This is a genomic window from Bacillus sp. SRB3LM (assembly GCF_015712745.1).
GTDB classification, from domain to species: domain Bacteria; phylum Bacillota; class Bacilli; order Bacillales; family Bacillaceae_G; genus Bacillus_A; species Bacillus_A thuringiensis_K.
This window is the reverse complement of record NZ_VWVQ01000076.1, coordinates 255,148-269,742: the sequence shown is the minus strand read 5'-3', so window position 1 is coordinate 269,742 and position 14,595 is coordinate 255,148. Positions and strand designations below refer to the sequence as shown.

Sequence of the window (14,595 nt, the reverse complement as noted above, 5' to 3'; positions counted from 1 at the left end):
GTTAATGCAATGAATAGAATTTGGAGGAATATGCATGAATGAACTTTTATCGAGTATGAAAAAGTATGTAGATGATGATGAAAAGATTCTGGCTTTTGTGGTAGGGATCTTTGAGAAGGATAATTTCATGTTATGTTATCAACATGGAATTTTTGTTGCCACTACTAGACGTCTCCTTTTTTACGGGAAATTTCCGTACTATCCTTCAACATTTGAAGAGTACTCATATTTGCATATAGATAGCATAGATTTTCATTCGTACTTTGAGTTTACTTATAATCATGAAACCATTCGCGCTAAGCATATTCAGAAAGGGAATGTGGAGCAATTTATCCATGCAGTTAGAGCAAATATGAATAATTAATCAACCCTCTGTTTAAACATAATATTTCAATTTTTAAGAGGGAAAATGCGGAATAAAAACCACTTCTAAACCTCTAGGAGATAGTGATACAATGTCAAATGGGGGGAGGGTATGAACTATGGTTAATCAACGTATAAAGGAAATAACACTAATTACAATTGGTTCATTATTATTCGCAATTGGTATTAATTACTTTGCAATTCCAAACCGTTTATCGGAAGGTGGAATTATTGGTTTAACGGTTGTTACGTACTACTTATTTGATTGGTCACCAGGGATTGTGAATTTTGCTATAAATGCAATTTTACTAGCTATTGGTTATAAATTTTTTGATAAGAAAACAATGATTTATACAATTTTAGGGATTGTAGAAACATCTTTGTTTTTATACGTTACAGAACATATTGAGTATCATGTAAATAGTGATACATTATTAGCAGCTTTATTTGCTGGTTTATTTGTGGGTATTGGATTAGGCTGTATGTTCAAAGCTGGAGGTACATCGGGAGGATCGGCAATCTTAGCTCAGTTAGCAAATCAATATTTAGGTTGGAGTGTAGGTAAAGGCGTACTAATTATTGATATTGTTGTAATTGCTGGTTCAGTATTTATAATAGGGCAAGAAAAGGCAATGTATACACTTGTAGCTGTGTTCATTGGAGCGAAGGTGATTGATTTCATTGTAGAAGGAATGGACACAAAAACGGCTGTTACGATTATTTCGAATCAACCAGACTTAATTCGTGAAACTATTACGAAAAATATGACACGCGGTGTTACTGTATTAGAAGGGCGCGGCGGATATACTGGTAAAAATAAAGAAGTTTTATATGTTGTTATTAATAAACAAGAGCTTGTTAAGTTAAAACAAGTTATTAGCCGGGTAGATGAAGATGCTTTCGTTGTTATACATGATGTACGTGATGTACTTGGCGGTGGCTTTAAAGCAAGCTAAAAGGTGAACGAGTAAATTCGTTCACCTTTTTTAATTCTTACAAAAATGTAAGTGTAATGTAATGAGATTCAATAGTAGATTTTATTCCCCCTTTTTAAAATGGATGTATATATATCCTGCAGAGGAGGAATGTTTATTATGAGGAAAAAAATGATCACTACTATAATAGCGATGATAGTGATAGTAGTAATGTTACTGCCTACGAAACTTGGACCGGTTATCGATAAATATAATCCATTTTATAAGACGAAAGAATACTATACGGTTGTGAATACAATTGGTCAGCATATTGGTGATGAGTGGTATGAATATGAATTTATTGCATTCGATGAACGTGGTAGAGAGCAGAAAATAAAGAAAACGGTTAAGCATATGTTAAAGAGAGATGAAGCATTAAAGGTTTTTGCAAAAGGACGTTACGGTGAATCGATTGAAGAGATTGAGGTTGCAAATATTCCTATAAATGCGAAGAGCAAACTTTTAACGATGAGATAGTGAAATATACCCCCGGCTATTTTTTGTCGAAAATAAAAATACTGGGTAAGGGTATTTTTGAGGTTAATAAAAAAGCCTTAGTCTATATGAAGTGCACCCCAATTGTTAGACACAGTCTAACAATTGGAGGTGCATTTTTTATGGCTAAATTTTCTTCAAAAGAAAAAATCCAAGCGGTGAAACGATATTTAGATGGTACAGAAAGTGGAAAAACAATTGCTAAATCTATAGGAGTTAACCCTAGCGTACTTCGTGAGTGGATTAGACGATATGAGTCTTCAGGTGAAAAGGCCTTTGAAAAGTGCTATACATTCTACCCAGCCCAGTATAAACTAGATGTACTTTATTATATGAATGAACACGGGACATCTATCAGAGAAACAGCGGCACTTTTCAATATACCGTCTTATGAAACACTTCGGAAATGGAAAATAGCTTATGAAACAGGAGGATTGGATGCCCTACAATCAAAGAAAAAGGGGCGTCCAACCATGAAAGATAAAAAAATAAAACCAGTAGATGAAGGATCAATCGAAGCCTTACAAGCGGAAAATGAGCGTTTACGTATGGAAAATTCATATTTAAAAAAGTTGAATGCCTTAGTTCAAAACAAAGAAAAATCACCAAACAAGACAAAGCGCAAGTAATCTACGAGTTAAGGCATGAATTTCCTATCAAGGAGTTACTTCAACTCGCAAACATTCCACGTAGTACGTACTATTACTGGATGAAACATTTTAATCGTCCTGATCCAAATGCGGAGGTAAAAGAACTGATTCAAGCTATTTATAATGAACACGATGGGTGTTATGGTTATCGTCGTATTCGTGATGAACTTATGAATCGTGGACACAAAGTAAATCATAAAAAAGTGTATCGTCTTATGAAAGAATTAGGGTTAAAATGTCTGGTTCGTATGAAAAAATATCGCTCTTACAAAGGGACAGTTGGGAAAATTGCACCAAATATTTTAAATCGCAACTTCCAAGCTGAAAAACCAAATGAAAAGTGGGTTACAGATATTACGGAGTTTAAGTTATTTGGGGAGAAGTTATACCTATCACCAATGTTGGATTTATTTAATGGTGAAATTATCACGTATACAATTGGTTCAAGACCGACCTATTCCCTTGTTTCAACGATGTTGGACCAAGCCCTTTATTGTGTAACCGATCCGGATAAACTCCTCATTCACTCTGATCAAGGTTGGCACTATCAAATGAAACAATACCGTCATTCTCTTAAGAATTGTGGCATAACTCAAAGTATGTCTCGCAAAGGAAACTGTTATGACAATGCCGTTATTGAAAATTTCTTCGGTATCATGAAATCGGAATTTCTGTATCGAAAAGAATTTGAAAGTATAACACATTTCAAACAAGAGTTAGCAAAGTATATAGAATACTATAATCATAAAAGAATTAAGGCAAAATTAAAGGGTATGAGCCCAGTACAATACCGGGCTCATACCCTAGAGGCTGCCTAATGAAACGACCTGTCTAACTTTCGGGGGTCACTTCATTATTGAGGCTGGCTTTTATTTTTTTAGTGGAAGTATAATAGGATTTTTAAATGGCTTATTACTAAACCTGTAACAAAACATAAAAATTGTATGATGTTTAGAAAATAAAACTATTAAGAATGAGGTAAGGAAGTAGAACAGAAGGTTATTGAGAAGTAGAGAAGAGTAGTATGTTGAAAACGAAGGATTAACGTATAATGAAATGTATAAATTGGATCAAATCGTTTACTAAACACTTTCACTCATAATAGTGTAATTAAGTTCAAAGGATAGGTGTATTTCATGAAAGAAGTAAGAGAATATATTGAAACAAAGAAACAAGGTGTATTGGAGCTGCAAATAAAAGAAACTGAAGAAAAGTTAGGTGCTGCTTTCCCAAATCAATATAGGGATCTTATTAAATTAGTTAATAATGCTGAAATAGGGGAATGGATACTATATCCGATTAAAGATAATAGAAATGTAACGAAAACTTGGGATGATATAGTTAGACAAAATGTTGACATGAGAGATGAGTATATGCCAGAAAACCTTATCATAATTGGTGACGATGGTTCAGGGGATAAATTGTGCTTTAAAATAAATAATGGAAAAATGGATGATGAAATATACATTTGGTATCACGCGGATGACGAAATGGAAGAAATATCTCCGAGTTTAAAAGAATTTATTATGGAAACTATTCAGGAAGACGATGTTTTTTAGTCTTAATTATTATCATTTTGTGAATCATTCTTATAAAAGGCGAGGATAGAATATGACAACAGAATTATATGGTGCACATTGCAAAGAAAGGAAAGGGTATAGAGTAATTGAAGGAAGAGGTTCATATAATCATTATTTTGGCGGTCAAGATTGTAATTTGCCAGTATGTAAGTTATGCGGTGAAAAGATGCATCAAATTCTCTGTTTTGATTTAAAAGATGGGAGACTTGCTGAACTTAAAAGTAATGAACTAAATATTTTACCATTCGTTTCATGCTTGAACTGCGCGATGGTATGGGAACCGCAATATTTTCAGTTAAGTGATGGAGGGAAAACTGTTCAAATCATACAGCAGCAAAATACAGAAGAATGGATAATGGAAGAGGAATATAAGTTACCAGTTTTATTACCAAAAACAACGGTAAAGCTTATAAATATGAAAAATGAAGATATACCTACAGATGAAGATAGTTACTGGGAAGCTTTTAACTTGTTCGGTTCTGAATATGTATGTAGATTATTAGGGGTACCGTTATATGATGATCTTCCAAAGGATTTGGCGTGTCCAACTTGTGCGAAAGAGATGAAATATGTTGCTACAATTACTCAAGATATTGAGGAACGTGGACTTATTTCAGTAGTTGATTTCCAGTTTGGGGAAATGAATATATACTATTATTTATGTATAGATTGTTTAATTATAAAAACTGAAATACAAAATACATAACAAGCCTAACATATTATGTTAGGCTTGTTTTTTGATCGCAACATCATTAAGAATTGCATCAAATATATCTTTTTGCGTAAAGTTATCTGTAAAAATAGTTTCTCTGGCAACCTTAATAGTATCGTGCGGATTATACCATTTTTGTAGGGAATCTTCACCAAATTCATGTCGTTTGTCCCTTGTGTTATGTCGTCTAATAGTTTCCTCTAATGATAAATCAAAGTAATATGCAAATGCATTTTCATCAAAATAACGAATTAATTCTTTTAACATCTCACCATACCTATGACTGTTCAATATACCTTCTAAAATAACAAATTCACATTTTCCTTTTCCGTACTTCGTAATTTCAAATAGTAAATCATGTGATAAATTACCCATTGTGTCGTGTACTCTAAGCATATCTCTACGTACAACATCCTGTGATACTAAAAGTGTCCCTTGTCCGAAATGTTCTTGTAGTTGTTTTGCAATCGTTGTTTTACCACTTGCGGAGTTTCCTCTAAGAATGATTAAAGTGGATGTAAATATAGGATTAGACATAATGTATTCCCCCCAACAGCATTAATTATATAGAAAATTTTAACAAATAAAGTGAGGAAAGTGTATAATCAATATGATGGATATTTAAGGAGGGGGTAAGATGGGGGATATATTAAAAAATGCACAACCTATATGGAAACGGACTTGGTTTCGTTATCTAGGGGCATTTTTTATTGTTCAGTTACTGTTTATCCCGCATTAACGGGCAGTAAGCCCCCCACCTCAAAATTCAGCGAAAGCGAAGAAGTTAGGTGGGGGATCAACTGCCCGTAAAAGCCCGATTGGTGAGGGCTGATAATCAGTGGGGGATGAACAAAACCCCCACTGATTAAAGTTTCACTTTATTTTGTGTGAAATCACTGGGTGGGCACCAAACTTTAGGCCAGGCGGAGAGTTTTTTAATAGAATATTAAATTCTCAATTTTTCACTGAATGGTTCACACTCTATACAATCCCGCAATTTAACGTATTTACAGCATTTTTTGCGATTACATTACTACCATATGCATTAGTAGGTGCAATGAAAGATGTAACAGCAAGAAAAAATATAAAGGAATAATAGAGGTATAATATGCTTTTTCAAAAAGAAGGTTTATTGATTAGATACGTAATGGAAGATGATGCATCTATCATTTCTAAATGGTTAACGGACCCAGCAGTCCTGCGGTATTACGAAGGACGAGATAATCCGCAATCTGTAGAAAAGGTGCTTGATCATTTTATACATAGTCCAAACAGTAATGAAAAAAGATGTTTAATAGAATTTGATACGGTTCCGATTGGTTACATACAAATGTACCCAGTGGATTCAGAGTGGAAAGCGTTATATGGCTATAAAGAATCACAAAATGTATGGGGTATGGACCAATTTATCGGTGAACCAGCCTATTGGGGAAAGGGAATTGGAACAAAACTCGTTCAGGCAGCAATTACATATATTATGGGTGAAATGGGAGCAGAAGCAATTGCAATGGATCCGAAAGTAAATAATGAACGAGCAATAAAGTGTTATGAAAAAAGTAGATTTAAAAAAGTAAAGATTTTAAAGGAACATGAGTTGCATGAGGGGAAATTAGAAGATTGTTGGATGATGGAATATAAACAATAATAATGGCTTATACAAACAAAGGGGGATGTGTGAAATGAAAAAAGCATTAATCGTAATTGATGTGCAAGCGGGTATGTATACAGCTGGAATGCCAGTACATAATGGGGGAAAGTTTTTACAAACATTGCAAGAGCTTATTAGGGAATGTCGTTCAAATGATATTCCAGTTATTTATATCCAACATAACGGTCCTAAAGATCATCCGTTAGAAAAAGGTACGGATGGATGGCGAATCCATGCGGCCATCGCTCCGCAAGAAGGAGATAATATAGTTGAAAAGACGACTCCAGATTCATTCCATAATACAAACTTAAGCGAAGTGTTACAAGAGAAAGGAATTGAACACGTTATTCTTTCGGGAATGCAAACAGAGTATTGTGTAGATACGACAACGCGCAGAGCATGTAGTGAAGGATATAAAGTAACGTTAGTGAGTGATGCGCATAGTACATTTAATACAGAAGTGTTACGTGCTGAAGATATTGTGCAACATCATAACGCAGTATTGGGAGCGTTTGCGGATGTTGTTGCATTAAAAGACTTGAAAGTGGCTGCCTCTAAATAAGAGGTAGTTTTTTTATTAGAAAAAAGCGTCAAATATTGTCGGTAAGTCGATATTTTGAAATAATCGTTTATATAATTTCACGTACCATAATGAAAATATACAAAAAAGAAGCACCACATAATTAAAAAGGGTGCTCCTGCATTAAAATGTTACTTCTTCTTGTCTTTATCCAATATATTTTGTTCTTCAGCAAACTCCGTACCATATGCAAAGCGGCGATTAATACGAATGTTATCATTGTTGTGCCTTGTATGAGAGTTAGAGAAGCGATGAACGATTACTTCAGATAAAGTGAAGACGATGGCAGAAAGGATACTGCCCCATGCAATTTGCATATAGTTGTCTAATAAAATATTACCGAAAATCCATACGCTTAAATATGTTAATAAGAAATCCGACATAATGGCACCAGTATTGCCAATTCGATTTAAAATAATTTTATCAACGAACATGTAGGATACGATTGTAACAAAGAGACTGAATGAAATAATTTGAACAAACGTTGCAGGGAAAAATAAAGCAAGCCCAATGCTAAATGCGATAATGCACGATATAAACTTGATAAGCACTACTGTGAAATCATTCAAAATTTACACCTCCGATTTATACATAGTTTTTCAATAAATTCTGAAGTTCATACATTGTAACGGATTTATTTATATAAAACTTTTTCATGTTCGGAATTTAGTCTAAATATTATAAAAACATTGAAAAAATGTTATAGTAAAATGAGAGTGTATGACATTTTTAGGTAAGGGGGAATCCAGGATGTGGATTACTTCAGAAGTAGAAATTCCAGATGAGTTAATTGATCACCTTGAGCAAGGAAAGTTAGTGTTATTTGTTGGAGCGGGAGTTTCTATGAAAGGGAAATCAAACTTACCGAATTTTGATGATTTAGTTGATGAAATTGCAAAAACGTTATATGTCGAAAAACGCGAAATAACAGAACCACATGATTATTATCTTGGTAAAATTGCGAAAACAAAAGATGTACATCAAGTCGCAAGAGATCTTGTTCATATAGAGAAATCAAAACCGAATCCATTGCATTATGCAATTCCAAGGCTATTTCCTTTAGATACAGATATCCGCATTGTAACAACAAATTTTGATCAACATTTTACAACAGCAATTAAGGAAATAAATAGAGATATCAATGTTTATTACGCTCCAGCTTTACCGACTGGGAGAGCTTTTAAAGGTCTTGCTTATATACATGGTAATGTAGAACAGGAGAAAGAGGCTTTAATTTTAACAGACGGTGATTTTGGAAGGGCTTACTTAACAGAAGGATGGGCAAGAAGATTTTTAGTTGATCTATTCTCAAATTACACCGTTTTATTCGTTGGATATAGTCATAATGACCCAGTAATGAAATATTTAGCAACTGGTTTACCACCAAGTACAAGACGATTTGCTTTTGTCGCACAAGGAGAAAATACGTACCATTGGGAACATTTAGGGATAAGACCAATTGTGTATCCGAATAAGGTGAATAATCATCAATCCCTCGTAAAAGCGGTAAAACGCTGGGCTGAATTAATGGGTGATAATTATATTACGAAAAGAATGCGTATTCGGGATATTGTAACGGTTCCCCCGTCAGTAGAACAGGAACAATTATCATACATAAAGCAATCGATTAAAAAAATTGAAACAGTACGTTACTTTGTGGAATTTGCTCATGATTATGAATGGGTCGAATGGTTAGAAGCAGAAGGTAAATTACAAAATTTGTTTATGCTTACGCCAAACTATAATGAAGTAGATGAATTACTTGCAGAATGGTTAGTGGAACAATTTCTTTTTAGTCATCAGAAAGAATTATTTCAATTAATTTATAAAAACTATTCTAAAATATCACCGTTATTATGGAGAACAATTTGTAACTACTTAAACGAAACGAAGAGTAAGATGGACCCGCTGTTGTTTGCAAGGTGGACACTCCTTTTATTAGAAACAGCTGAAAAAGATAGTAGCTCTATAGAAAAGATTTCTAAGTTACTGCAAAAATGTTCTTTTCCTGAGCATAAAGAAATTGCCTTATTGTTACTAACTTTTATTTTAGACGGAAAACTGAAGTTGAAACGTGTAAGAAAATGGGGGAATGATACGCAAGAATCAATAGAACTCGAGGAATCGAGTCGCTTACCAGTATCTACATTTTCTCATGTGGAGCAAATTTGGAACGAAAAGATGAGGCCATATATCGCTTATTATGCTGTTCCAATTATGATGATTGGATTAGAAAAATTGAGAATGTTGTCGTTAAGACAAACGGCACTGAAAAAAAGAAATAAGGAAAATGTAGAGAAAGAGTTTCATCAAAATGATCTTGCATTTTTAATACGAATTGTAAAAGAGTGTCTAACTTATTTATGCGAAAACAATGAGAAAAAAGCGGATTATTATATTACAGAAATGATAGAAGCAAATAGTGTACTTCAAAAGCGAATTGCAATTGATGCGATGAATAAAAATATTTTTGTTCGTGTAGATGACAAAATGAAATGGTTGTTACATGAAGGACTTCTTTTAGATTTCACTTATAAACACGAAGTTTTTCAACTTTTAAAAAGGCATTATGCACATTGTTTAGAAAAAACAAAAGAAGAAGTCACTCGAACTGTAATAAAGCATCTTACAGAAGAGAGGGTATTTGATGCATGTCTCGTATTAGACTTATTATTCAAGTGTGATTCGAGTAGCCCATCTACGGCAAATGGGTATGAGTTAATGAAGCAAAAGCATCCTCATTTTCATTCTGAACGATACAGTGTACAAAAGAAAGAAGATACAGCAGAAAGCATTACTTGCAATGTAACTGCTGACGGATTATTGCAGCTGAAAGATGTTGAAATTATGAAGCAAGTTCAGCAATTTTCGCAAGATGGTGTTTTTGAACAACGCCATTTTTTAGAGATGTTATCAAAAGCATGTAAATTAAACACAGAGTGGAGTATTTCATTTGCATACCGATTAGTAGGAGTGCAAGAAATAAGTAATGAAGTATGGTTTGTTTGTATTAGAGAATGGCGAAATAATCGAGGATTGACGAATGAGCAAATCCAAAAAATTATTCCGCTATTGCAGAAATTTGTTAGAAATACCGCTTTTCATTGGTTAATTAGTAGTTTTCTATATGAAGTTAGTAATCGACTAGAAGAGTTAGAAGAGAATAGTATACGTGTTGTAAAACGATTTGCTTTTTCAGTGTTTCCTCAAGTTATGAAGAGTGATACAGATTTTAAGCTTGGGAAACAAGATTTTTATAATGAATCAATTCAGCATCCAGTTGGAAAAATGACGGCTGTATTATTAAAGTTGTTATCATATGATCATTTATACGATCGTAATGTATATGAATATTTATTTTTATTTGAAGAACAAGTAAGAGTTAATTCGGAACGAACAAACTTTATGTTTGCCCGTTTAATAGCAGATATTACATTTTTATATCATATTGAAAAACAATGGTGCCGAAAATATTTGTTACCATACTTAGATTTAAAAAAACAAAATGAGATTACGGAATATGCATGGGCCGGCTTATGTTACACGCAAATAAATTTACCTTTATTTACAGAAATGAAGCGATTTATTAAGTATGCGATAGAACATTTGGAAGTATTACATCCGCATACGAGAGAAGCTTTCTTGAAGTGGCTTAGCTTTGTATTTATTAAATGTGTACTATATTGGGAGCAAAAAACAGATTGGTTATACCCGTTACTCATACTAGAAAATGAAGAAAATAAAATTAAGTTTATGCAGTTTTTATGCTATTACGTCAAAACATTAAGTGTAAAAGAACAACAAAAATTTTGGACAGCTTGGCTCAGTGTATTTTTGCGAGAACGACCAAAAATGGGTGAGATAACTGCAAGAGAATATGTAATGCTTTTACGTATTATTTTATACATGGATGAAATATTAGAAAAAGGATTATGTATTATGTCTCGTGCATTTTCAAGTGTACATGGTAAATGTACAGGTGAGGAAATGAAGCAGTTATTGATTGAAATGCTTCATAAAAAAGAAAGTATGAAAGCGCATAAAGAAATATTTGCAAATGTGTTTTTTATTTTACTACAAACATGTCACGAAGCCGTTTTATTTGAAAAAGAAATCATACAAATAAAAGAATTATTAGTTCAGTATGAAGTAGAGGAATATGTTTTACATTTACTAGAAAATGAAATGATTCGCATAGGAATTGTAATGGGTGATTTACAAAAAGAATTATAGGACGAAAGTGGAATTTTAAAAAATATATAAAAAGTTGTTGACAGTGTTTTGAAAAGCGTTCTATAATACGAATCATACTTATTCAATTTCAAAAAACATTTGAATAAACAAAGTGCAATGAAGAGATCACAGTAGTGGTTAATCTTACTGTAACAGAGAGCTGGTGGTTGGTGTGAACCAGTACAGGGATAATCATGAATTACAGTCTTGGAGCATCTTTTTCGTAATAAAGATAGTTTGTCTTTATGAGGAAAAAGCGGTCAATTGATCGTTAACAGTGAAGAGAGGTAGACGGAAAGTTAGTCTGCAACTAGGGTGGTACCGCGATAAATATCGTCCCTACTGATTTATTCAGTAGGGACTTTTTGTATTTTAGTGGTCCAACTTGAAAATAAAATAGTCATGCATTGAAAGGAAAAGCAGTAGTTGTTGTTTCCCTGTAACAGAGAGCTGGTGGTTGGTGCGAACCAGTACATAAACAAGAGCGAATTACAGTCCTAGAGCATCTTTTTCGTAGTAAAGATAGTATTGTCTTTATGAAGGGAAAGACGGTCAGATGATCGTTAACAATGAAGAGAGGTAGACGAAAGAAGTCTACAACTAGGGTGGTACCGCGATAAATATCGTCCCTACTGATTGGATCAGTAGGGCTTTTTTGTACAAAAAAGTGGGTTTCTAACTAGTAGTTCATGTCTTTGTACGAATTATTAGTTTAAGATAAGAAGAGGTATCGATTCCACTATAAATTTGTATAATTAGTCAGTTCAGAAAATAGAGAATTTTTTATTCTCTTACTATACTTTTAAAACATTAGAGGAGGATTTCCAAATGGCAAATCATGAATTAGATCAATTACGTAAACAGGTAGATGAAATTAACTTACAACTATTACACCTTTTAAACAAACGTGGTGAAATCGTTCAAAAAATTGGAGAGCAAAAGCAAGTACAAGGTACGAAACGCTTTGATCCAGTACGTGAGCGTGAAGTACTTGATATGATCGCAGAGCATAACGAAGGACCATTCGAAACATCAACAGTTCAACATATTTTCAAAACAATCTTCAAAGCTAGCTTAGAGTTACAAGAAGATGATAACCGTAAAGCGTTATTAGTATCACGTAAAAAGAAACAAGAAAACACAATCGTTGATGTAAAAGGTGAATTGATTGGTAACGGAACACAAACATTCATCATGGGACCTTGTGCGGTAGAAAGCTTAGAACAAGTTCGCCAAGTAGGGCAAGCGATGAAAGACCAAGGCTTAAAATTAATGCGCGGTGGTGCATTCAAACCGAGAACTTCTCCATACGATTTCCAAGGTTTAGGAGTAGAAGGACTTCAAATTTTACGTCAAGTAGCAGATGAGTTTGACTTAGCAATTATTAGTGAAATTTTAAATCCGAACGATGTTGAAATGGCATTAGACTACGTTGATGTAATTCAAGTTGGCGCACGTAACATGCAAAACTTCGATTTATTACGAGCTGTAGGTAAAGTTAACAAACCAGTATTATTAAAACGTGGATTAGCAGCAACAATTGATGAGTTCATTAACGCAGCGGAATACATCATTGCGCAAGGTAACGATCAAATTATTCTTTGTGAGCGCGGTATCCGCACATACGAAAGAGCAACACGTAACACATTAGACATTTCTGCAGTACCAATTTTAAAGAAAGAAACACATTTACCAGTTATCGTTGATGTAACACATTCAACTGGACGCAGAGATTTATTATTACCAACAGCGAAAGCGGCACTTGCAATTGGCGCAGATGCAGTAATGGCTGAAGTTCATCCAGATCCAGCAGTTGCATTATCAGATTCTGCACAACAAATGGACATTCCAGAATTCCATAGATTCATTGATGAGTTAAAAGGTTTCAAAAATAAATTATCTTAATTCCATATCATATATGCGTTGAAGAGGAAACAGTAGTGCTTATCTCACTGTTAAAGAGAGCTGATGGTCGGTGTGAATCAGTACAAAGGTAAGCATGAATTACAGCCTTGGAGCATCTTTCCCGACAACTTTTGGAGGGGAAGACGGTCAAACGATCGTTAAAGAAGAAGAGAGGTAGACGAAAGAAGTCTACAACTAGGGTGGTACCGCGATAAACATCGTCCCTACTGAGCGCTCAGTAGGGACTTTTTTGTACAAAAAAATAGTAAAGGGGCAAGAGAAATGAGATACATTACAGCTGGAGAATCACATGGACCGCAGTTAACAGTTATTTTAGAAGGTGTACCAGCCGGTTTGACACTTACGGCGGAACATATTAATAAAGAATTATTAAGAAGACAAAAAGGTCATGGACGCGGAAGACGTATGCAAATTGAAACAGATACAGTTGAAATTGTAAGTGGTGTTCGTCACGGGATGACACTTGGATCACCGATTACGTTAATTGTAAAAAATGATGATTTCAAACATTGGACGAAAGTAATGGGTGCAGAGCCAATTTCGGAAAAAGAAAGTAAAGACATGAAACGTACAATTACAAAACCACGTCCCGGACATGCAGATTTAAATGGAGCAATTAAATATGGTCATCGTGATATAAGAAACGTATTAGAGCGGTCATCTGCAAGAGAAACGACAGTTCGTGTAGCTGCTGGTGCAGTTGCAAAACAAATTTTAAGCGAATTAGGCGTGGAAATTGCAGGACATGTTCTTGAAATTGGTGGAGTAAAAGCAAAACATATTTCAAACTTATCGATTGAAGAAATTCAAACAATTACTGAAAACTCACCAGTTCGATGTTTAGATAAAGAAGTAGAGCAAGAAATGATGAATGCGATTGACAACGCAAAAAGTAGTGGAGATTCAATCGGTGGTATTGTGGAAGTCATTGCAGAAGGTATGCCGATTGGCGTCGGTAGTTACGTCCATTACGATCGTAAATTAGATGCAAAACTTGCTGGTGCAATTATGAGTATAAATGCATTTAAAGGTGCTGAAATTGGCGTAGGTTTTGAAGCGGCACGACAACCAGGAAGCAAAGTGCATGATGAAATTCTGTGGGATGAAGAAAAAGGATACACGAGAAAAACGAATAATGCCGGCGGTCTAGAAGGCGGTATGACAACAGGTATGCCAATTATCGTAAGAGGCGTGATGAAGCCGATTCCTACTTTATACAAACCGTTAGCAAGCGTTGATATTGATACGAAAGAAGCATTCCAAGCGAGTATTGAAAGATCTGATAGTTGCGCAGTACCAGCGGCGGGTGTAGTAGCTGAATCTGTTGTGGCATGGGAACTTGCAGATGCTCTAGTCGAACAATTCGGAAAAGATCGTATGGAATTATTAAAACAAAATATTATGCAACACAATAACTACGCAAAAGAATTTTAA

14 protein-coding genes, 1 pseudogene and 3 other annotated features are annotated in these 14,595 nt (G+C 34.4%); of the genes and pseudogenes, 13 read left to right on the top strand and 2 right to left on the bottom strand.

Translation table 11 applies throughout. The annotated features are described in order from the left end of the window. Positions 1-34 precede the first annotated feature (34 nt). The 6 genes from F3I02_RS22610 to F3I02_RS22585 all read left to right on the top strand — a co-directional run bounded on the left by F3I02_RS22610 (position 35) and on the right by F3I02_RS22585 (position 4,768). Entirely contained in the window at positions 35-364 is a 330-nt protein-coding gene (locus F3I02_RS22610; protein WP_196478466.1) for a PH domain-containing protein, read from the top strand. A 118-nt stretch (positions 365-482) separates the two neighbouring features. Then, positions 483-1,319, top strand: coding sequence for a YitT family protein (locus F3I02_RS22605; protein WP_000248039.1), 837 nt, complete (start codon positions 483-485; stop codon positions 1,317-1,319). 138 nt (positions 1,320-1,457) lie between these two features. After that, entirely contained in the window at positions 1,458-1,814 is a 357-nt protein-coding gene (locus tag F3I02_RS22600) for a YxeA family protein (protein ID WP_001227798.1), read from the top strand. Positions 1,815-1,954: 140 nt separating this feature from the next. Then, positions 1,955-3,300, top strand: a protein-coding gene (locus F3I02_RS22595) for an IS3-like element ISBth10 family transposase (protein ID WP_085960089.1) whose coding sequence is annotated in 2 segments (ribosomal slippage) — positions 1,955-2,396 and positions 2,396-3,300 — 1,347 coding nt in all. Because the reading frame shifts where the segments join, the coding sequence is not laid out codon by codon here. 318 nt (positions 3,301-3,618) lie between these two features. Continuing rightward, the gene (locus F3I02_RS22590) at positions 3,619-4,041 is read left to right on the top strand and encodes an SMI1/KNR4 family protein (protein ID WP_000665936.1); all 423 of its coding nucleotides are present in this window, start codon (positions 3,619-3,621) and stop codon (positions 4,039-4,041) included. 52 nt (positions 4,042-4,093) lie between these two features. Further along, complete coding sequence (locus F3I02_RS22585; protein WP_000206087.1) at positions 4,094-4,768, top strand: hypothetical protein; 675 nt, start codon at positions 4,094-4,096, stop codon at positions 4,766-4,768. Between the two features lie 18 nt (positions 4,769-4,786). Here the strand turns inward: F3I02_RS22585 and F3I02_RS22580 are convergent, their stop codons facing one another. Next, positions 4,787-5,311 carry a kinase gene (locus F3I02_RS22580; protein ID WP_000070081.1) on the bottom strand — a complete coding sequence of 175 codons (525 nt, stop codon included), beginning with the start codon at positions 5,309-5,311 and terminating at the stop codon, positions 4,787-4,789. A gap of 100 nt (positions 5,312-5,411) precedes the next feature. Between F3I02_RS22580 and F3I02_RS22575 the strand changes: the two genes are divergently transcribed. The 4 genes and pseudogenes from F3I02_RS22575 (at position 5,412) to F3I02_RS22560 (ending at position 6,984) form a co-directional block, all read left to right on the top strand. Beyond that, entirely contained in the window at positions 5,412-5,513 is a 102-nt protein-coding gene (locus F3I02_RS22575) for a YfzA family protein (protein ID WP_000502344.1), read from the top strand. A 138-nt stretch (positions 5,514-5,651) separates the two neighbouring features. Next, positions 5,652-5,870 (top strand): annotated as a pseudogene (locus F3I02_RS22570) (YfzA family protein); the annotation flags it as partial. A 12-nt stretch (positions 5,871-5,882) separates the two neighbouring features. Next, entirely contained in the window at positions 5,883-6,419 is a 537-nt protein-coding gene (locus tag F3I02_RS22565; protein ID WP_196478465.1) for a GNAT family N-acetyltransferase, read from the top strand. Positions 6,420-6,453: 34 nt separating this feature from the next. Continuing rightward, a complete protein-coding gene (locus tag F3I02_RS22560; RefSeq protein ID WP_086409544.1) occupies positions 6,454-6,984 on the top strand; it encodes a cysteine hydrolase family protein in 531 nt (176 codons plus the stop codon). Between the two features lie 149 nt (positions 6,985-7,133). Here F3I02_RS22560 and F3I02_RS22555 read toward each other — a convergent pair whose 3' ends face one another. Then, on the bottom strand, positions 7,134-7,571 hold the full coding sequence (locus F3I02_RS22555; RefSeq protein ID WP_000997702.1) for a YndM family protein: 438 nt from the start codon (positions 7,569-7,571) through the stop codon (positions 7,134-7,136). A gap of 181 nt (positions 7,572-7,752) precedes the next feature. Between F3I02_RS22555 and F3I02_RS22550 the strand changes: the two genes are divergently transcribed. From F3I02_RS22550 to aroC, 3 genes are all read left to right on the top strand, one after another. After that, on the top strand, positions 7,753-11,235 hold the full coding sequence (locus F3I02_RS22550; protein WP_000265218.1) for a DUF4020 domain-containing protein: 3,483 nt from the start codon (positions 7,753-7,755) through the stop codon (positions 11,233-11,235). Between the two features lie 108 nt (positions 11,236-11,343). Then, positions 11,344-11,579, top strand: a binding site (T-box leader). 54 nt (positions 11,580-11,633) lie between these two features. Continuing rightward, positions 11,634-11,869 (top strand) — a binding site (T-box leader). A gap of 194 nt (positions 11,870-12,063) precedes the next feature. Then, positions 12,064-13,140, top strand: a complete 1,077-nt coding sequence (locus tag F3I02_RS22545) for a bifunctional 3-deoxy-7-phosphoheptulonate synthase/chorismate mutase (RefSeq protein ID WP_196478464.1) — start codon at positions 12,064-12,066, stop codon at positions 13,138-13,140. Between the two features lie 9 nt (positions 13,141-13,149). Then, positions 13,150-13,369, top strand: a binding site (T-box leader). Positions 13,370-13,422: 53 nt separating this feature from the next. Beyond that, entirely contained in the window at positions 13,423-14,595 is a 1,173-nt protein-coding gene (gene aroC / locus F3I02_RS22540) for a chorismate synthase (RefSeq protein WP_001269424.1), read from the top strand.